Raw genomic sequence first — 21,818 nt, forward strand, 5'->3', positions numbered from 1 at the left:
ATTAGAAATAGTGACAGACGTATCTATCACTATTTCCATAAAGCATGCGCATTTTATTTTAGGCCTTCAAATTCGCTCTCTTCATAGTAACCAGAATCAATGAGCTCACTCTTAACGTTAACGTCCTCAACGACGATTACATCAGTTTGTTTTGCATTTACGTCTTTCTTACCATTGTCGTAAGAACCAGTTGTATCAGGCGTACCACCGTCTAATACATCAACTGCCATTCCGATTGCATCTTTTACAAGTGTACGAACATCTTTAAATACAGTCATTGCTTGCTTACCATCAATAATATATTGAATAGAAGCTTTTTCAGCATCTTGACCAGTTACTAAATAGCTTGAAACTTCAGGATCTGATTCAAATACATCAGCGATAGAGCGTGCTGTTCCATCATTTGGCGCAAGAACTGCAACATCACCCTTCATATCTGCTCCAACAGCTGTTAAATGTGTTTGAGCTTTGTTTTTCGCTTCATTTGGATCCCAGTTTGTCGTAACCTGTCCTAGTATTTTACCCATTTCATCACGTGAAAGCTCAGCTTTATCTTTTAAAGCTTCTGCTTCGCTAGAGTTTGCGATGACAAAAGTGCCATCAGCGATCTTTGGTTGAAGTACGCTCCATGCTCCTTCAAAGAACAAGAATGCGTTATTGTCAGAAGCAGCACCAGCATATAAATATAAAGGAGTGCCTGAGCCGTTAGCATTGTCAATTAAAAATTGTCCTTGAGCTGCACCTACCGCTATGCTATCAAATGTAACGTAATAATCTACAGCCTCAGTTTCAGTAATTAAGCGGTCGTATGCAATAACTGTAACATCATCGTCTTTAGCCGCCTCAACTGCAGATCCTGCAGCTGCCCCATCGTGTGGAGCGATAATTAAGACATCGATTCCTTTGTTAAGTAATGTTTCAACATTTTCTTTTTCCTTAGCTGACGATCCTTGGCTAAATAAAATTTCTGTTGAATAGTCTGAATCTGCTAATGCATCTTTAAACCTTTGCTCATCTTGTACCCATCTAGGTTCATCTTTCGTAGGTAAAACAATACCGATACTTACATCGTTACCACTTCCTGTAGTAGCACTACCACAGCCTACAGCTACTAGTGCAAGCATCATGACAACGATGGCCGCTATAATTCTCTTTTTCATCAAAAATCCCCTTTCGAATTAAAGTTGTGTCTTAATAACTCCAATATAGCAGTCAGGCATTATGATGAAAACGCTTTCTATTAGCACAATTTTAATATTATCTGTATTTTTTTAATATTAGTTTAGTAAGTTGCTAGCTTACTTATAAAAATTCGTATCTACTGGAGTGTTAAAAACCGCCAGGATGCATCCTGGCGGTCTGTGAATAATAAATTCTTTTGTTATCTGTCGTATACCTCTTCAATAGAATGAAAGTCGTCAGCGATAATTGTTTCATCGATATTATGCTTATTTACTGCAATTGGTGAAAGGAGAACAGAAGGCACCTCGAATTTCCCATTATTAATGGTAGTCTGAACATCAACAACTTGACCTTCTGCTAGCTTAACAGCAAGCTCAGCCGCTTGTTTTGTTAAATCAATAATTGGCTTATAAACAGTCATTGTTTGTGTTCCATCAACGATTCGTTGAACAGCAGCAAGCTCGGCATCTTGACCAGAAACTGGAATTTCACCTACAAGCCCTTGTTCAGCGAGTGCTTGAATGACAGCTCCAGCGGTTGCATCATTAGCAGCAATGACAGCATCAATCTGATTATTATTCGCTATTAAAGCTGCTTTCATATTTTCATAAGCATTTTCAGGTAACCAATCTTTTGTCCACTGGTCATATACAATCGTAATATCTCCTCTGTCAATGAATGGCTTGAGGACGTTAAATGCACCTTTTCTAAATAAATGGGCGTTATTATCTGTTTCTGCTCCGCCGATATATACATAATTTCCTTTTGGAACCAATGATGTAATTGCTTTCGCTTGAAGCTCACCTACTTGTTCATTGTCATATGATACGTATAAATCAAGCTTAGCGTTTTTCACTAGTCGATCATAGGAAAGCACCTTAATACCAGCTAAATGGGCCTTTTCAACGATCATTGCTGTTGATTCTGCGTTGTGCGGAACAACGACGAGTATGTCGATGCCTAGACTAATTAGTTTTTCTGCTTGTGAGATTTGTAAAGCATCGTCACCATTTGAAGCAAAGATTTCTACTTCTGCGCCAAGTGCCTCTACTGCTTCTTTGAAGCGATCTCTATCCCTTAACCAACGCTCCTCTAATAATGTATCCATAGAAAAGCCAATTTTAAGCTTTTTTTCTTCGTCTGCAGAATCAAATGTCGTTTGTTCTTGTTCTAGCAGAGTTGAATTTGTGGTCGAATCTCTTTCATCTACGCATGCTGTAGTCAGTGCAAGCATAGCAAAAAAGAACAATAGTAGACTTCCTTGACAAAATAACCGTTTCATAGGAATAGTTCGCTCCTTTTCTACTGAAAGGAAAACTTTTATTAACAGTTTTAGCTCCCAGCGATACAGGTGGATTTGTCAATCAGATGGAGCATACCTCCACCGATAACGAAAATGTTGAAGTTTTTTAACGACTTGGTTATTCCTTCATTCCGATAAGTGATTTACGATATTCGGTCGGTGAAGCGCCACACAGCTTTTTAAACACTTTACTGAAATAGTTTGGGTCGTGATAACCGACTTCGAATGTAATCTCTTTTAAGCTTTTGTCAGGATTCATCATCAGCTTCTTCGCCTTTTCGATGCGACATTCTGTTAGGAAGCTGATGTAGTTCACCCCAAGCTGTTCTTTAAACATTTTACTAATATAAATAGGGCTTAGCCCAACTTTGTGTGCGATTTTATCTAACGAAATTTCTTTATGGGAATGTTCAATAATGTACTGCTTAATTTGTTGAATCGTGTCATCTTCTAATTGACTACAATAATCTACGTAGGACTGCCACATATAATCAAGTAAATAACTTGTCTCAGCTTGAAGCTGTCGAAAATCATGTATTTGTGTCGAGAACAAAGGGGTATATGGCTCAACTCCCAATTCAGTTAACACGCGAGATGCAATCCAAAGCAACTCTAGTACACGTTGCTGTGATTGCATTACGTTTGTTTTTTCACTCTCATAGCGGTGGATTAAATTTATCACATATGAAGAGAATTCCTCCCATTTCCCATTTCGAACTTGATCAAATAGCTTCTTTTCCAGTTGTTTTAAATTTTGATCGTCTGAGTTCACATCATGTGATGGTAAATCGGCATAAAAACGGAATCTTACATGAGGCTTAGCCTCTTTAGTTGCTATAAGTGACTCCTGATAAGAATGGCGTATTTTGTCTAAAGAATGACATACATTTCCTATACCGATAAACCAACTACTGTTATTAGTAGATTTCGGAATAGATAGAATGGATTGAGCAAGAGAAACTGCTTGTAAACGAAATGATTTCTCTTGTTGTCTGAACACGATAATTGGCAATTGGCGACCATATAAGGCTCCAACCCAACCTCGTTCTGTCTTTCTTACCTTCTCTTTTATAGCCGAATAGAAACGTTCTGCTCCTTTTGGAAGCAGGACGCTCATTACAAATTTTTCGTTTGACATTTGAATGTCTAATAGCTGAATTAACTCGTCTAAATGTATGTCATGCATATGATCGAAGAGCAACTGTGTCACTACATCGGTTTCAACGATGGGTAATGTTTTTTGAAGAGCATGTTGTTGAAACGTACTTATTGCCATGGATTGTCTTTCTTGTTCGAGTAGGCTCAGTACTTTTCCGACCGTGTCTATAATTTCACTCGTCTTGCTTGGTTTCAGTAAATAGTCCTTCACTCCGAGCTTCATTGCTGTATGGGCATAATCAAACTTGGCGAAAGCAGTGATCATAATAAATTTAATATGTGGGTGATCTTTATTAATTCGCTCAATCGCTTCAAGTCCATTTATTCCTGGCATCTGAATATCCATTAAGACTAAATCTGGTGAAAATTCTTCTACCATCTCGATAGCCGCTTGTCCATTTTTTGCTTGCTCAATAACAAGACCTGAGAAGTTTTTTTCTAAAATGTATTTTAGACCTTCTCGTTCGACTTGTTCATCATCAACGATTAGGAGTTTCATCATGTTTTTCGATTCTCCTTTTCTTCGGAATTTTCAACACAACCTTTGTACCTATTCCAAGCGTACTTTCAATATCCATGATATTTTCATAGCCATAGAAAAGTCGTAACCGTTTACCAACATTACTCATGCCAATCCCAGTTGAGTGTCCTTCGGTATCGATACTGTTTCCCTCTAATATTTGCTTCCTTTTATGTTCGTTCATCCCAGGGCCATCGTCCTCAATTTCAATTGTCACTTCGTCAATGCTGTTGATTGCACGGAACCAGATGATGCCACCTTCTTCTTTTGGCTCAATAGCATGTATTACCGCATTTTCAATGATTGGCTGTAACGTTAGCCTTGGAATTTGTAAATCTAGACATTTTTCGTCTATATTTATATGAAATTGTAAGCGATCAGTAAATCTTGCTTTTTGTATATCAATATATTGCTGAAGAATGTTAACCTCTTCAGCAAGAGTAGTAGATTTGTCTAAGCTTTTTAAATTATAGCGCAACAAGCTGGCAACGCTTACTATAAGGTCACTAGTCTCTTCAGAGCCTTCCATATATGCCTTTTTGGAAAGCGTATTAAGGGTGTTATACAAGAAATGAGGGTTCATTTGGCTCTGTAAACTATGGAGCTGGCTTTCTTGTAGTAAGAGCTTGTTCTCCTTCAGTTCATTTTCGAGCTGTGCATTTTGTTGTACTTCCAGTAGAAAGTTATTAATATTAATTCGCATACGGTCAAACATCTTAGCAAGAAACGAAATTTCATCATTGGAATCAACTTCAATTTTAGAATTGAATCGTCCTTTTGATAATTCAATAGCGGCTTGGGTCAACTTCTTTACTGGTCTAGTAATTCTCAAGGAGAACCAGTAAGTAAATTGCACGAGCAACAAGGTAATTAACAATAACAGCCAAATTCCAAGCTTTTTCAGTTCTTCTGATTGTTCAATAATTCCACGATAGAAACGATCGTACGTGTTTAGCTCTTTGTCAATTAATGTGAGTGTCATCTCAGATATATATTTAGATATGTGCGTAGCCTCTGTTAATACTTCTAAGTAATCTTCTGTTTCTTTTTCTGTACGGAACAGAAGTGAGCGTTCCGTTGCTTCAACGAGACTATCTATTAAATTTTCATAATTGGTTAAGGCAAAATCATTTTGGTTATTTCTAAATTTAGACACTTCATTCTTTTTATTTTGAAGTTTATTTATGTTTAGTTGAAGCGCTTCCAAATTTGCTAATGAAGGATTGAGTAAATAGTTGTTCAAATCTGTGACCATTTGCTGACTGACACTTGACACCTCATTCATACTTAAATAGCGTTCAAGAATATCATTATATTGATTTTGCGTTTTTTGATTATAATAGGTGAGTGAAATCCAAATTGCAACCATGATGAATAGAATGACTGTGGCTAGTGCCCATATTTTCTTTTGTAGACTGTTCATCGCACATCCATTGCCTTTACAACTTTTATATCTGTGAAATAGCCACCTAAATTAAGTTGCTCTTTCTCATCCTTCAGCCATTGCGTAATAAGGCTTACACTCAGTTTTCCCATCTCGTGAGGTGATTGTTCTATTATTCCATCGAGCTTTCCTTCTTTAAGAAGTGATAACGACTCTCGGTCGTCATCAAAAGAATAGATATAGTAAGGTTCGACTTGAGATCTGCTCTCAATCTCAAGAACCATTGTTTCAGAAATATTGGCATTCACAGCGATAAAAGCATCGACATGAGGGAACTTATTCAACATATCTTTTGTTGTCGCATTAACGCTCTCCCTAGTTAGAGAGGTTTCTGCTTCGATAGCCTCTATGTGTGGAAACGAGCTTAAAATGTCTTTAATACCTTCTAATCGTTGTTCCTGATAATACTGATGCTGACGGTCAAACATGAGAATCACTTCCCCTTTATCTCCCATGTCTGATATTAACTGCTTAGCTATTAGCTGCCCTGCCAAGTATTGGTCAGAGCCGACATATGTCCGTCTTAGGCTTTCATTCATCGGAACGTCATTGGCAACTGTAATAACTGGAATGCCATACGATGCAGCTTTGATCTTCGTTAAATTCTTAAAATCATCTGTATCAAAGCCTTGAACAATGATGCCATCAACTTGTGAATAGATAGCAAGTTCAATTTGCTTCAAGAAATCCTCATTGTTATTACCATAACTGCCCCAAATCTCAAGACTTGCCTCTTCATTTTGTGCTTGTTCAAGCGCACCTTCTCCAACCTTAACCCAAAAAGGAGTATCTAGATCTTGGGTAATTAGAACTAGTCTATAGTCTGACTCTGCCTTAGCTAATGTCTCTGGTAATTGCCAATCAGTTCGAAACACTTTACTTGCCGAAAGAAATGTGAAATAGAATAGGACGACAGAAACAAAACTAAGTATGAAAACAACGATTTTCTGCAAGAGAATAATCTCCTTTGTTTCTTATTCTTTGGCTATTTTCGTAATAATTGTTGAGTTCATGGCACATTTTTTCTGTAACTTGAGGACTAACATAACAAAGCCACTTCTTATGGAACAAATTTGTTGGTAAAAGAAACAAAGTACGAAAAGAGCCTATTCTTTTAATCATCTTATCACAAGTAAGTAAAAATCTACTATGCTATTTTTCGTAATATTATTGGAGGAATATGGTGATAAGGGATTTTTCAGATGTAAAGATTTGTGTTATTGGGGTACATAAGTAAGTTATGCATGTAGATTACTTTTACTTGATTTTAAGTGAGAATCGTATGTTTAAAACAATCTATATAGGAAACTAAGATAGAGAGGTAATGAGAATAAGATAATAAATGAATGTAAAAAAACAGGGGACCATTTTTCCCCCTGTTGAGTCTTTCAATTAGTTGTGAGCACACTCTCCACATTATACAAGGTTTTATTTCGGTTATTTTAAGCTTACAACTTCTAATCCTTCATTGAGTAAATAACTGATTATACTTGGTAGTGCGTCTATGACTGCTTGAGATTCATGTAGAAGAATAATAGATCCAGAAGGGTTCGAGTTTTGAATATAACTGATAATATCATTTGGGTTTTGTACCTTCCAATCCTTTGGATCCTTGTTCCAGAGCACCATTTTATTTTGATGTTTATTCATGAGCTCAATGGATGAATCATTTTTAGAACCGTAAGGAGGCCTAAATAGAGTTACGGGCTCATTTGTTATCTCTTCAATTAGTAGATTTGCCTGAATAATTTCATTTTCTTGATTGTGTAGAGAAAGATTTATAAGTTCTGTATGGTGCATCGAATGACTACCGATTGAGTAACTGTTAGCTTGTACGTATTTTACATGTTCAGGATATTTCTTAACATTCACACCTGTGAAAAAGAACGTACCGCCAACATTATACTCCTTCAAAATGTCAATAATCTTAGTTGTATATGTCGAAGGACCGTCGTCAAACGTTAATGCAACTTTTCCATCCGGAATACTATAGGATATTTCTTCATTAAGCTGTACGAATGGAATTTCGGATAAATCAGTATGAGTTTCCTTAATATGTTCTGTTACAGGAGGTTCATGAATTATAGGAAGCGATTCAATAGTTGTTTTGTCAACATTTTCTGCTAAAACAGGTGTTTTTTTAGATAATAGATTAATATTAAAATATGATTTCTCGGAAAAACCTAGCAATAGCGTCGAAATGAAAATAAATGCCACTGCAGTTATCCAGGTAACCTTATGTAGTTTTTTACTAAGATTTACTCCTTTTGGTTGTTGTGTGTTTTCTAGTAATTCTTCGTCAATGGCTGTAGGTAACAGTTTATCGTTAAAAACTTGCTTGATTTGTTTGGATTGTTTAATAGCTTTTAGCCCTTGTACATATTCATTAGAGCAGGAAAAATAGACTTTATCACTATGATTTCTATACGTTCGTGTGATGTAGCTTATATGTTGCTGAATATTTGAATTCCAAGAGTTTTGAAAGGATAATCTATATTTGCAATTACCAGAAAAATCAGTTGATGATTTTAAGCTCATAGCTGTTTCATTATCAACTTCCCAAAGGAGTTCAATATCTTGTTCAAAGGAATATTTAACTCGTAAAAAAGATTTGTTCAGCTTGCTTTCTATTGATAATAACTCTAATAATTTACCGTGATAGACTGACATATTGTCATATTGTCCCCTCTCTCCTAGCGATAAAGAGCTACATGCTCGTGTTTACTCTGTTGTATTAGATGTAGTTGCTTTTGGAGAGAACGAAAAAGACAGACGATCTGTAAAATCACTAATCGTTTGCATTAACTCTGCTTTTTCATCTTGGCTTTTCTTGTATTGCTCAACATACTTGTGGTTCTCTACTTCTAAATCTCTAATTTTTTCCTCAAGCTCTTTGATTAGCATCATTTGTTCATACTGCTTGTTAGTCGCTTCCTCTTTGAGCTTGTTGTACTTATTCATTTCTTTTTCTAGTTGATTTGTTATGTTGTCAAATTCTATTTTTGATGAATTTTGATAGTCTTTAAAATCTTCGAGGAGCTGATCATAACTCATTTGTTTATTCGTAAGGTTTGACTCTAACTCGCGAATTTCTTTATCTTTATCTAATAAAATTTGTTCCTTCTTTACTTGGCTATGTTTTAAACGACCTATCATTTCATTCGCTGAAAATAACTGGCTTTCAAGCCCTTTGTTTTTATAGACAGTTAATTGTCTGTCATGTAGCATGTTTTCCAAAGAAACAATTAAATCTAAAGCTACTTTGTCTTGCTCATCCTTCAATAGTAAATTATTTTTCTTGTTTTTGTCGTATTGCTCCAATTTATCGTCATTAAGTGATTTTTCAACCATTTCCTCTGATACATTTTCTGCTTTATCTTTCTTATTTTGTTCAGGCTGGTTTTGATTAGATAGGACGCCTTTTAACCAACCTCTTGAATTGCTCTTTGTATCCTTGGCCATCATTTTCTCTCCTATCTCAATATATAAATGATTAGAATGGTATGAATACTGACTGGATTTGCATTTTATGATAATAATAACTAGAGTGGTAAATTCTAATCTTATTGTACGATTATGTAAAAGGATGTCAATGTATGGCGAAAAAATTTGACATTTGTAGAAGAAAAAGCTACTTAAGTTACGGGCTAAAAATACTATAGATAAAATAAAAATATGACTAATTAACTAATTTTATCGTGTTTAGTAACAAAATGAATCATGTTTTAATTGAAGGTTTTTTTTCATAAATTTGGTTACTAGTTAATAATATTTGAATAGGTAAAAAGGAGGTTATAGTACTGTTTTTTTATTAGATTTTGGTCTTTGTAGTTACGGATGAGGGTGTAACGACAGTTAGAAGGATTTGTTACATTGATGGTTAATAGTAGGCAACGAGCAGGTGTGAAGCCATGTTTCTTTACAACAGTGTTAAGATGCTAATTACATAAATATATTTATAGTAGAAAGATCCTCTTTATGGTAGACTAGTACTACATAAATTTCTTCAGAATTTTTGAAAAATAAGACTCTTTTTGTAAACTTTTTTGCTATAGTTCATAAACTAGAAATTAAGGATGTCGTTTTAATCAACATTCATCGCTTTATGGAAGCAAAGGTGCCACGAAATCTAGTTTTATTCGTGTTTTTATTAGTACGAAAAACAACCAAAAGAAAACACCGCTTTCTGACTATTTAACGGTGTTCAATTTCTTAACCTTATTATTTTGTACTAGTAATAGACAATACTGGTGGTAAATTCTCATCTTTTGGAGATGCTAGAGCTGTTGACCCTAAGGCACCAACAATTATTAGACTCACAGAAAGTGTTAAAATGATTTTCTTCGCACGTTTCATAACATATCCCACCTCTCAATAATTAATTATATTTTACTATATACAGTCTAACGATAAATTTGCGATAAATGAGCATTATGAGATATTAGGACTATCATACTCGTAATTGCTTCAGAATTCGTCAATTGATATAAACATATTGATTTTTTATGGAAAGGGGAATTTGTTTTCATGAATACAGAGAACCTATTACCAAAAATAGCATTAAACCTAAGAGAATTGAGAAAATTTCAAAAGATTTCTCAAAAAAAACTAGCTGAAGGTATATGTACTCAGTCTTATATTAGCATGATTGAAAAAGGTGAAATATCTCCATCTGCAACAATATTACATGCCTTTTCTATTCGTTTAGGGGTTGATATTAATTATTTCTTTGACGTTCAGGAAAATCTAATGTACCAGTATCAAGACGAATTGATAAAGCTCATAAAAGGGGCAAGGGATAAAAATGATTATACAGAAATACGTCAGTTACTAAAAAGACAGGAACAAAATCCGTTCATGAGTTCTACTAAAATGCAAAAATTTATGAATTATCATAAAGGGTTGTGTTGTTATTTTCTTGACCATGACGCCAAAAAAGCTATAGAAATTTTAAATCAAACTTTATCTACAGATGGACATGCTCAAGGTTTATATCATTCAGAAGACATTGAAGCATTAGTTGCCATTGCAAGTATTCATACTGAAGAAGAAAAATGGTCCGAAGCAAAACCATACTTTCTACAAGCTTTTGATATTGTGAAGAGATATCCAGCTGCTATAAAAGTTCAGACAATGCAAAAAATTTATTACAATTATATTCGATTGTTGTATCAGTCCGGATCATATACAGAGATTATTCAAGTAGCTGATAAAGGAATTAACCTTTGTAAGGAAAATGATAGCTTATATTTACATGGTCAATTATTATATTATAAGGCTCTTACATTAAATAAAATGGAGCGTTATAATGAGGCGATTGCATATTTTGAAAAAGCTATTATGGTATTTAACATTCAGGAAAATGAACAGCTTGTCGATTATACTAGAAAAATTATAACTAAATTTAAAGACATAGAAAAAAGCGATAAGTAGCAAGCTGCTCTTTGCTTTTTTCTATGTCTTTTTTTATGTTTTGATAGTTGAGGAAGAGTTCAAAGTTCGTAGCTAGTCTATAATTATTATTTCCGAAATTATTTCGCACCAGTAGTTATTTGTAATTTTATTTTTTTCGGTAAAATTACCTAGACTATAATACATACACGAAATATTTTTTACTATATTAAGCTTTCTAGGCATATTTTAAAGCGAATCCCATATGTTTTTAATTAATTACACGTTTTAAACATACGATTTCATGAAGCTCAGCGTTATAAATAGTGATTAGTTTCACGAAAAAATTCGTTCTTTAGTATTATTCGACAATTTATGACGAAAGTTGCATATACAAACATGATGTATTTTGCAATGATATTCATGTAACGGTAGTGCGTATTTTAAACGGTGTAGTTTTTTATAGAGGGGGGGAAACTAGTAACTTTGTATTCACTTTAAAGTCTTGTAATTTAAATTTACGAAACATTTAGTAAATTTAAACTTCTATGATTATTTCACTATATTCTATTAAACGGGGTGTGTTGAGTGAAATTTAAAAAAATATTATCTGTTTTGACAGCGGTTACAATTAGTGCGTCTATTATGCTCCCATCTTTACCAGCTACAGCAGAAATTTCAGAAAATGATGTACCCGTTGGTGCAGGTGGATATTCTACAGTTGCCAAAGGAACGCAATTGTATGGGTGGGAACTTCACCCAAGAAGAACACCACAGGATTTTGACTATTCGACAAGTAATTTAGATGGGAAGCCATTACCTACAAATGACTGGATTAGCTCAGTATTATGGTATCAATATTCAGGGGCATTATATGCACACCCTTTGTCATACCAAGCAACTCCAACTGGTTTTGAAATAAGTAAACCTCCTAAAACTGTTAATACATTATTGGATGGAGAAAATGAACTAGAAAGGGAGCATAGACCTGGACAAATAGATCTCGAGGTTCAAGCGACAACATTTTCTCCAGTAGATGCGCGAGCAGATAAACTTTCTGATTGGGCAGCTGACATTTTAATGGCAAGTCCAGATGGCAGTAAAAATATGAAAGCAACGATTGCTCATGGAAGTCCATATGCATACTTCACATTTGAGGGTGGCGAGCCTAAAGTTGTTTTTAAAAACCCAACAACGATTGTAAAGCATGATAATGCATATTTACAGTTGTCCGTAGATAATAATGGTCAAACAAACTATTATGGGCTATATGCCCCAGCAGGTACCACATGGGAAATTAATGGAACTGAAGTAGTTGCAGATTTACCAGATGGGAAAAATTACTTTACAGTTGCTGGCTTACCAGACGGTAGTGAAAATACATTTAACTTCTATAAAGAGCGTGCTTTTGCGTTTATTACAGATACAAGAGTAGATTGGAATTATCATGAAGCAAGTAGTACGTTAACGACGGATTATACGATTACAACTACACCAATGGAAGGTGCCAATAGAGAGACAATTACAGCGTTATATCCACATCAATGGAGAAACAACCCTCTTATTCCAAACTCAGAGTATTTATACGAATATGATTCAATTCGGGGAGATATGAAAGCGATTTCTGGAACGTCTTTTAGTACACAATACGTTTACAACGGAATATTACCGACAATGCCAGAGCTTACAGATCCTGCTGATATTGCTAAATTAGAAGATTATGTAAGGCAATATTTTGATTATGGAATGTCTTTGAATCCAAATTTTGTTCAAGCTGGAGCAGATGGTGGTAATGGCGGCTATGATACGTATTGGATGGGGAAAAATTTAGGTCGTAATTCTAATATTATGCCAATTGCCGATCAACTAAACGATGAACATAAAAAGGGAGAATTTATTGACTCAATTAAATCAACACTAGAATGGTGGTTTACACCGACAAAATATAATGAAGCTGGGCAACCAATTGAAGACAATTATTTTTATTATGATGATCACTGGAAAACGTTAATTGGTTATAGTGCAAACTACTTTTCAGATACGGAATTAAATGACCACCATTTCCATTGGGGTTATTGGATTTATGCAGCAGCACAAGTTGCTCTACAGGAACCAAACACAGCAAACGCTTGGGATAGTAACTCGCAATGGGGAGGTATGGTTAATGAGTTAGTTGATGACATCGCTACAGTAGATCGGAATTCAACTGATTATCCATTTTTAAGAAATTTTGATCCATATGCCGGTCATTCTTGGGCAAATGGTATGGGGTTCATTGATGCTGATGATTGGAGGTACGGTGGGAACAACCATGAATCTTCATCTGAAGCAATGAATGCTTGGGCTTCACTCATACTTTGGGGGGAAGCGACTGGAAATTCTGAAATAAGAGATGCTGGTATTTATATGTTCACAACTGAGCAGCAAGCTATTAATAATTATTGGTTTGACATTTATGGAGATGTATTTGAACCAGAGTTTTCAAATGATGATGCAGTAATGGTATGGGGAGGAAAATATAACCATACTACTTGGTGGACAGAGAACCCAATAGAAGCACATGGGATTCAGATGTTACCTATTACACCTGCATCACTATATCTAGGCAGAGATCCAAATTATGTGAAGCGTAACTACGATAATACGTATGCGGAGTTTCCAAACTACTTACAGAAAAAAGCTCAATATGGTTGGCCTGGTCTAGAGAATCCAGATACGTGGCAGGACATTTTAGTGTCATACTATGCATTGTATGATCCAGCGGAAGCGTTAGCAAAATGGAAGGATGAGGATTCAGAAGTAGACCCAGCGGTTGGAGTAGAGTTTGGCGAAACGAGGGCACATACGTATCATTGGATAAGATCTTTAGATGTGTATGGCTTACCAAACTTTGATATTACAGCGAATAGTCCATTATATTCTGTATTCTCCAAAGGTGGAAATAACACATATGTTGCTTATAATGCATCAGATGTTGGGCAAACAGTAACATTCTCTGATTGCTTTGAACTAGTAGTTCCAGCTAACGCAATGGCTCAAGAAACTGCAGTTAGTCCAGGTGGTAGCTGCTCTGCAACACCTCCCGGAGGAAATGCTGATCCAGACTTAGAAGCCCCTAGCAAACCAGAGAATTTACAGCTTGTTGAAAAAACTGCAAGCACTGTAGATCTAACTTGGACAGAGGCTACTGACGATATAGGTGTAATAGCATATGACGTTTATTTAGATGGGTCTCAAATTGCGAGCACTATTAATACAACATATCAGGTTACTGAATTGACAGGGGATACTTCATATACATTTGAGGTTTTAGCTAGAGATGCAGCAGGTAATTTGTCTAATCCGAGTAATAGTTTAATTGTAACAACAGATCCTGCTATTGATGATAATGAGGCACCAACGGCGCCAACAAATGTGGACTTTACAAGTAAGAGTGAGACGACAGTTGATTTAACATGGACAGCTGCAACAGATAATATAGCGGTAGAAGACTACGATATATATCAAGATGGTATATACGTTGGATCGACTACAGCGACAGCGTATCAAGTAACTGGATTAACAGCAAATACAACCTATACATTTGAGATAATTGCAAAAGACGCAGTAGGGAATGAATCTGTAGCTAGTAATCAATTAATAGTAACAACTGATGTAACACCAGGGAGTGGTGGGGATAATGAGATTGTTACAGATAATTATACGATTAATATAATTGATCAAGGAACAGATATCACTTTTAAGTTCACACCAACTGGTAATGTGTCAAATTTCGTTGATTTACATTATAAAATTAATAATGGTGCACAGCAAAACGTACGGATGATCGAAAATGGTGTGACATGGGAATATACAATTCAAGGTTTAAGCGAGGGTGATATAGTAGATCATTCATATACTTACACATTAGGTCAACCTGCATATGAGTCTGGAGAATACAGTTATGTTGTAGGAGCGGATACAGGAAGTTTACCAATTGATGAAGAATCACCAACCGCTCCTCAGAACCTTATTAGCGCTGCACAAAGCGAAACTACAATTACAATTACTTGGGATGCTTCCTCTGATAATGTAGGAGTAGAAGGTTATGATATATATCAAGACGGAGTGTACGTTGATAATACAGCATTAACTACCTATCAAATTACAGGACTATCAGGAGACACGGCTTATTCTTTTGAAGTCATTGCAAAAGATGCAGCTGGCAATGAATCAGTTGGAAGTACAATAGATGTTACAACAGCGGCACCACCAATAGATGGAAATCCAGATAACGGAACAATTAGCCATGAAGATTTTACAATCGACATTGAAAACAATGGTGATAGTGCGACATTTCATTTTTCACCAACAGAAGCTTCTAATTTCGTAGACTTACATTATACGATTAATGGTGGTGCACAGCAAAATGTAAGTACGACAAATATTGCTGGGACGTGGGAGTATACAATTAATGGCTTAACAACTGGTGATATCATTGAATTTTCCTACACATATACGATTGGGACGCCAGCAACTGACTCAGATTGGTATGAATATACACATTGATTGTTGTTTTCCTTAGCATCTGACCGTTATAAACCTTTTATACTGTGAGATAATGTAGATTAGATAAGGGTTGTAATTATTCAATATAAAAGTATGTTGTAGATCATACATTTCTACGACATGCTTTTTGTTTTGTGGTAGGATAAGATGGCAAAACTGTTACTAGCATAAGGATCATAAAAATTTGAAGATAGGATGACACGATGACTGCTGAGATACGTTTAAAGGTAAAACCAAAATATATAAACAAATTTAAAAATGGTTATCCGCTTATTACGAAAGAAGCAATTGTCAATATCAATGATTTGAAAGAAGAGGGCGTAATTGTTAAGGTTGTCGATGATCGAAACTCATTTATCGGAAGAGGTTATTATGGCAAACAAAACAAAGGATATGGCTGGATTTTATCCCGTAATAATCGTGAACAGCTTAATCAACAGTTTTTTAAGGAAAAAATTAAAGTAGCGCTACATGCAAGAAGTCATTTTTTCGGTAATGAAGATACAACAGCATTTAGGGTTGTTAATGGGGAAGGTGACGGCTTAGGTGGTATAACAATTGACTATTTCGATGGCTACTATGTCATTAATTGGTATAGTGAAGGTATATATACATTTCGTGAATATGTCATTAACGCGTTAAGCGAGCTTGTCGACTATAAAGCGATATACCAGAAAAAAAGGTTTGCAACAGACGGTAAATATATTGAAGAGGATGGCTTTGTAACAGGTGAAAGAGGTAAGTTCCCAATTTTAATAAAGGAAAATGGTGTTCATTTTGCTGTTTACTTAGATGATGGAGCGATGGTTGGTGTTTTTTTAGACCAAAGAGAAGTGAGGAAAACGATTAGAGATAAATATGTAGAAGGCAAATCAGTGTTAAATTTGTTCTCCTACACTGGCGCATTTTCGGTCTTTGCGGCTTCTGGTGGTGCATCAAAAACGACGAGTGTTGATTTAGCTAATAGAAGCTTAAGTAAAACAATAGAACAATTTGAAGTGAATGGAATTAACTATAAAGACCACGACATCATCGTAGAGGATGTTTTTAAATACTTTAAGTATGCTGTGAAAAAGGAGAAAAAGTTTGATCTAGTCATACTAGACCCTCCTAGTTTTGCAAGATCAAAGAAATTTACTTTTAGCGCAGCGAAGGATTATACAGATTTAATAAAACAAGCTATTTTAATCACCGAACATAACGGGATTATAGTTTCTTCAACGAATTCAAGTGCCTTCAATATGGATAAATTTAAGAAATTTATTGAAATTGCTTTTAAAGAAATGGGGAGGCGTTACAAAATAATTGAACAATTTTCCCTCCCAGAGGACTTTAGAACGGTGAAAGAGTTTGAAGAAGGAAACTACTTGAAGGTAGTGTTTATTCAAATTACTGGTGAATAACAAAAGGGATGCCGAGGCATCCCTTCGCTTATGTGATATTTTCTTTGTTATATTCTTCTACATATTCATCTTAGTCTAATACTTCAATAGCATTCGACCAATGTAAAACAGTTCCAACAAAATCCTTAATGTCTAAACCAGGCATTTCATATGTTTCATCCAGTGGCATTTTTAATAAATGTCACTTTGTATCCTCTATCAAAGGCAACAATAGCCGTAAACATACAACAAAACTCAGTATTAATGCCAGTTATAAAAAGGTGATTTACACCTAAGTCATCTAGTGTTTTGGAGAGTTCAGTATTGAAGAATGAGCTTGGCGTATGCTTCTCCAATACATAGTCAGCATAGTGATTTAAATGATCCGTGTAAACCGTGTAGTTCAGAACCTTCGGAATGTCTATATAATGGACTTTCTTCTGCATCATCTACATGTCTCATAAATATGACAGGATGAATTATTATCTTTGAAGTATTGAATAACATTTTTCATCAATGAAAGTTCTTTCTTAAAATCACCGAAGTTAACAATATCGTTTTGCACAGGGATCTTTTCTACATAAAATGATGTCTCTCAGACAAACATCTCATTAAGGTAACGAAAAGAGCTTTTTATATAAATTACTGTGCAACTTGTTGCTTTAATTTACCTTTTTGAGAAGCTGGCTCTTGTTGCTCCTTAATTTTTTTAATATCCATACGGATAAGGAAAGAAGTAATTAACGCAATTGTTAAAAATGCTGCGAATATATAAAATGTAGCATTATAACTGTTTGTTGTATCTTTAATATATGAAACGAGCATTGGTCCAAACACGCCTGCCATAGACCAAGAGGTTAATAAATACCCATGAATTGCACCTAATTGCTTTGTACCGAATAAGTCTCCAATAAATGCTGGTAAAGAGGCAAATCCTCCGCCGTAGATGGTTAAAATAAGGAAAATCAATGTAACAAATATCGCTTGGCTTGAAACTGTTGGTAAGATCAAAAATGCTACGAGTTGAATCGAGAAAAATATCGTAAACACATTTGTTCTTCCTAAATAATCTGAAGCAGTAGCCCAACCGATACGGCCTCCACCGTTAAAGAAGCCCATAATACCGACCATACTTGCAGCGGCTACAGCTGTCATACCTACTTTTTCTTGAGCCATTGGTGAAGCAACTGAAATGAGCATGATTCCTGAAGAAATATTAATAAACATCATTAACCATAACATCCAAAATCGTTTTGTTTTTACTGCTTCGTTAGCAGTAAGTTGTGCAAGGTCAGCTTTGATTTTTACTTTTCCTTTTTCTGACGCTTCCTTCATCCCAGCTGGTAACCATCCTTCTTCAGGCCGAGCTATATATAATGCTCCTGAAATCATGAGGATAAAATATGTGATCCCAAGAATGAAGAATGTTTGTGATAAACCAACGTTCTCAATTAGATAGTTCGCTACTGGGCTACAAATTAATGCGCCTGCACCAAACCCCATAACTGCCATCCCGGTAGCTAAACCACGGCGATCAGGGAACCATTTTACTAATGTAGATACTGGTGCTATATAACCTATCCCTAACCCCATTCCACTAATTAATCCATAAGTTAAATAGTAGCCATATAATGATTCAAGTTGAATAGCAAATCCAGTCCCTATAAGGCCGCTTGAAAATAAAATAGCTGCAACGATAGCTGAAAAGCGAGGGCCTTTCTTCTCCACTACTTTGCCAAAAAACGCAGCAGATGTTCCTAAACAAAAGATAGCGATTGTAAATGCTAAGGCAGTTTCAGTACTGCTCCACCCTAATTCATCATGAATTGGTTTTTTATATACACTGTATGCGTATACAGAACCGATTGAAATATGGATGGCAATTGCTGATAAAGCAATTAACCAACGGTTTTTTTGTTTCATTCGAAACCTCTCCTTTTGTTATGTTAATTGTAAATGAATGAGTTAAGTTTGTGAAAACTATCACAAACTTAATGTAATTTAATTATACTGTGTAAAAAAACGATTGGTATAAAATTATTATGACGACTTTGTGAAACATTGAGCATGATAATCACCTTAGGCTTTGCAATGATTGTTGCTATATTGAATGACAACCTATGCAAGTATACAGCTGACATTCATGATATTTCTTCATTATTAAAAATGACAGGTATATAAAATGTAAGCAACAAAGTTTACTCATAGAGGCCATATTTTATTAATACTTTTCTGGTAGAGGATTATAATGATATGACATTTCCACCTACTATAAGCACGTGGGGATATGTTAGTAGGAACTTTTTTTGAAAAAAATAATATGATATAAACGAATGCGTATATAACATTATTCTTTGCTTTAGCACTCTCAATTAAATGGAGGTGATCATTTGTATCCGCAATACCCATATTACGGGTTTAAGCAAGTAACACAACAGGTTCCTATTGCATTTCCGCCACAGCATCAAGATGTTCACCCTGGGCTTGAATATGAAATGGTACCGAGGCCAATTTCTGAGGATCCCCAATACCGAAGTGGCAATAAGCTGCACAATAAAGTTGCTATTATCACAGGTGGAGATAGTGGAATTGGTAGAGCTACTGCCATAGCTTTTGCCAAAGAAGGTGCCAACATAACGATTGTTTACTTAAATGAACATCAGGATGCAGCTGAAACGAGGGAAAGGGTAGAGAGCTTAGGAGGAAAATGCTTAGTCATAAGTGCGGACTTACGTAAAGAGGAAACGTCACATCAAGTAGTCAAACAAACGATTGAAACGTTCGGGAAGTTAGATATTCTCATTAATAATGCTGCTGTTCAATACGTGCAATCAAGTATTCTTGATATATCATCCGAACAGCTTGAAAATACGTTTCGAACGAATGTCTTTGCAATATTTTATATGACAAAAGCAGCACTTCCGTATTTAAAAAATGGAAGCTCAATCATTAATACGGCATCTATTACAGCCTTTCAAGGTCAGAAATTCTTAATTGATTATTCTGCAACGAAAGGGGCTGTCACTACTTTTACACGCTCTCTATCTTTATCATTAGTTGAACACGGAATTAGAGTAAATAATGTCGCTCCTGGCCCTATTTGGACCCCGCTAATTCCTTCGAGCTTTTCGGCAGAGCAAGTAACACAATTTGGTTTGGAAACACCGATGAAACGTGCTGGGCAGCCCTTTGAGCTTGCGCCAGCCTTTGTATATTTAGCTTCTGATGATTCTAGATATGTGACAGGGCAAACAATACATGTAAATGGGGGAGTGATTTTAAACACATAGCCGCTATATTGTTGGTCAAGGATAGTTATGGGAAAGAGAAGGTCAGCCTTCACATAGCAAAGATGGGCTTGACCTTTTGTATGTTCTAACAGGCAGATTAATAGAAAATTATATATAATAAAAATACTATAGTCTTTTTATGGGGGGGAGTAAAAATAAGAGTCTTAGAATTTCTCATGTTACTATTTGTTTTCTTAACAATAGTAGCTATCATATTTAAAAGCTTTGGGAATATGAAAATAGCAAAATTAATACCTTTTCTAGCAATACTTGTGTTTATTCCACATGTGTTATTTGAAGGAATAAGATGGCAGCTTTATCCTGTTTACATAATTATTATGTTTCAGTTTTTAATTACAATATTATTTCGAGTAGGATTATTAAAGAAGCGAAGGTTGGAAAATGACAAAAAACTGATACGAATGAGTTTGCCTATTGTCATAAGCTTATTCCTATTAACAGTGTTATTTTCCTATGCATTCCCTGTATACAAAATTCCTACACCATCAGGACCAAATGAAATTGGGACGATATCATTTGACTTAATAGATGATAGTCGGGAGGCTATTTATAGTGAAGATATAACCGACAATAGGAAAATAAAGCTACAAGTTTGGTATCCTGCACAAAATGTAGGTTCGTATGAGCAAGTTCCGTGGCTACAGGACGGTAAAATAGTGGCAGAGGGTGTCTCGAAATTAATGGGATTTCCGGATTTTGTTCTTAGTCACACGTCTTTAGTGAAGTCGAATTCCTACCTTAATGCCCCTATTAGTAATGAAAAGGAACAATACCCAGTCATTATTCTGTCCCATGGCTGGACTGGATTCAGAAATATTCATACAGATGTTGCAGAACTATTAGCGAGTAATGGGTTTGTTGTAGTAGCGATTGAACATACATACGGTTCAGCTGTCACTGCTTTTAATGATGGTGAAGTAGCTTATGTTAATGATGAAGCATTACCAAATCGTGAAGAAACTCCTAATTTTTTAACTTATGCTAATACGTTAGTAAAAACATTTGCAGGAGATATTCAAGTTACACTTGATCAGTTAGAAATGATGAACACAGAGCAAAATAGTTCTCCTTTGAAAGGAAAATTAGATTTAGCCAATATCGGTGTGATCGGTCACTCTACTGGAGGAGGGGCTGCTGTAGCGACTGCACTTCATGATAATCGAATAAAGGCGCTAATTGGATTGGATGCATGGGTTGAGCCGATAGAAGAACAAGAGCTGGATAGCGGATTACATATTCCATCTCTGTTTTTAAGAAGTCATGAATGGGAGCAAGGCTATAATAATGAGCATTTGTATTTATTGTTAAACAGTAGTATGGCTCCTGAGTTATATCAAATTAACAATACCGGTCATCAAGATTTCTCTATGATTTATATGTATTCACCATTAAGCAAATATTTTAACATTACAGGAAAGCTTGACGGGAGAGAGGGTGCAAGCATTCAACACGACTTTATTCTTACCTTTTTTGAAAAAAATATTTATGGTCAAGTAACGAGCACAATCGCAGATGTGGCAAAGCAATATGAGGAGGTACAAATCATAACTTCATATCGTGACGAATAACTTCTGTAAAT

Annotated in this window: 14 protein-coding genes and 1 pseudogene; 5 read left to right on the plus strand and 10 right to left on the minus strand. The window is 35.4% G+C overall.

Annotation, left to right across the window (positions count from 1 at the left end; all coding sequences use genetic code 11):
• Window positions 1-53 precede the first annotated feature (53 nt).
• The 8 genes from SLH52_RS00270 to SLH52_RS00305 all read right to left on the minus strand — a co-directional run bounded on the left by SLH52_RS00270 (window position 54) and on the right by SLH52_RS00305 (window position 9,963).
• Window positions 54-1,160 (minus strand): sugar-binding protein, encoded by a 1,107-nt coding sequence (locus SLH52_RS00270; RefSeq protein WP_320207311.1) that lies wholly within the window; start codon window positions 1,158-1,160, stop codon window positions 54-56.
• 221 nt (window positions 1,161-1,381) lie between these two features.
• Window positions 1,382-2,464 carry a D-xylose ABC transporter substrate-binding protein gene (gene xylF / locus SLH52_RS00275; protein WP_320207312.1) on the minus strand — a complete coding sequence of 361 codons (1,083 nt, stop codon included), beginning with the start codon at window positions 2,462-2,464 and terminating at the stop codon, window positions 1,382-1,384.
• Window positions 2,465-2,603: 139 nt separating this feature from the next.
• Window positions 2,604-4,145 carry a response regulator gene (locus tag SLH52_RS00280; protein WP_320207313.1) on the minus strand — a complete coding sequence of 514 codons (1,542 nt, stop codon included), beginning with the start codon at window positions 4,143-4,145 and terminating at the stop codon, window positions 2,604-2,606.
• Window positions 4,123-5,586, minus strand: a complete 1,464-nt coding sequence (locus SLH52_RS00285; RefSeq protein WP_320207314.1) for a sensor histidine kinase — start codon at window positions 5,584-5,586, stop codon at window positions 4,123-4,125. Before SLH52_RS00285 ends, SLH52_RS00280 begins: the two co-directional genes overlap by 23 nt.
• A complete protein-coding gene (locus SLH52_RS00290) occupies window positions 5,583-6,560 on the minus strand; it encodes a sugar ABC transporter substrate-binding protein (RefSeq protein WP_320207315.1) in 978 nt (325 codons plus the stop codon). Before SLH52_RS00290 ends, SLH52_RS00285 begins: the two co-directional genes overlap by 4 nt.
• Window positions 6,561-7,044: 484 nt before the next feature.
• Window positions 7,045-8,277, minus strand: a complete 1,233-nt coding sequence (locus tag SLH52_RS00295) for a polysaccharide deacetylase family protein (protein WP_320207316.1) — start codon at window positions 8,275-8,277, stop codon at window positions 7,045-7,047.
• A 51-nt stretch (window positions 8,278-8,328) separates the two neighbouring features.
• Window positions 8,329-9,069, minus strand: coding sequence for a hypothetical protein (locus tag SLH52_RS00300; RefSeq protein WP_320207317.1), 741 nt, complete (start codon window positions 9,067-9,069; stop codon window positions 8,329-8,331).
• Between the two features lie 759 nt (window positions 9,070-9,828).
• A complete protein-coding gene (locus SLH52_RS00305) occupies window positions 9,829-9,963 on the minus strand; it encodes a hypothetical protein (RefSeq protein ID WP_320207318.1) in 135 nt (44 codons plus the stop codon).
• A gap of 171 nt (window positions 9,964-10,134) precedes the next feature.
• Between SLH52_RS00305 and SLH52_RS00310 the strand changes: the two genes are divergently transcribed.
• From SLH52_RS00310 to SLH52_RS00320, 3 genes are all read left to right on the plus strand, one after another.
• Complete coding sequence (locus tag SLH52_RS00310; protein ID WP_320207319.1) at window positions 10,135-11,040, plus strand: helix-turn-helix domain-containing protein; 906 nt, start codon at window positions 10,135-10,137, stop codon at window positions 11,038-11,040.
• A gap of 546 nt (window positions 11,041-11,586) precedes the next feature.
• Window positions 11,587-15,546: a glycosyl hydrolase gene (locus SLH52_RS00315; RefSeq protein ID WP_320207320.1), complete on the plus strand. Its 3,960-nt coding sequence runs from the start codon at window positions 11,587-11,589 to the stop codon at window positions 15,544-15,546.
• Window positions 15,547-15,749: 203 nt separating this feature from the next.
• Window positions 15,750-16,949: a class I SAM-dependent rRNA methyltransferase gene (locus SLH52_RS00320; protein ID WP_320207321.1), complete on the plus strand. Its 1,200-nt coding sequence runs from the start codon at window positions 15,750-15,752 to the stop codon at window positions 16,947-16,949.
• Window positions 16,950-17,019: 70 nt separating this feature from the next.
• Here SLH52_RS00320 and SLH52_RS23325 read toward each other — a convergent pair.
• Both SLH52_RS23325 and SLH52_RS00330 read right to left on the minus strand, forming a co-directional pair.
• Window positions 17,020-17,442 (minus strand): annotated as a pseudogene (locus tag SLH52_RS23325) (isochorismatase family protein).
• Between the two features lie 128 nt (window positions 17,443-17,570).
• On the minus strand, window positions 17,571-18,851 hold the full coding sequence (locus SLH52_RS00330; RefSeq protein ID WP_320207323.1) for an OFA family MFS transporter: 1,281 nt from the start codon (window positions 18,849-18,851) through the stop codon (window positions 17,571-17,573).
• Window positions 18,852-19,318: 467 nt separating this feature from the next.
• Between SLH52_RS00330 and SLH52_RS00335 the strand changes: the two genes are divergently transcribed.
• Both SLH52_RS00335 and SLH52_RS00340 read left to right on the plus strand, forming a co-directional pair.
• Entirely contained in the window at window positions 19,319-20,218 is a 900-nt protein-coding gene (locus SLH52_RS00335; RefSeq protein ID WP_320207324.1) for an SDR family oxidoreductase, read from the plus strand.
• 176 nt (window positions 20,219-20,394) lie between these two features.
• Window positions 20,395-21,807: a dienelactone hydrolase family protein gene (locus tag SLH52_RS00340; protein WP_320207325.1), complete on the plus strand. Its 1,413-nt coding sequence runs from the start codon at window positions 20,395-20,397 to the stop codon at window positions 21,805-21,807.
• Window positions 21,808-21,818 lie beyond the last annotated feature (11 nt).

Origin of the sequence: Cytobacillus sp. IB215665 (assembly GCF_033963835.1) — a bacterium.
In the GTDB taxonomy this organism is placed as follows: Bacteria; Bacillota; Bacilli; order Bacillales; family SM2101; genus Nanhaiella.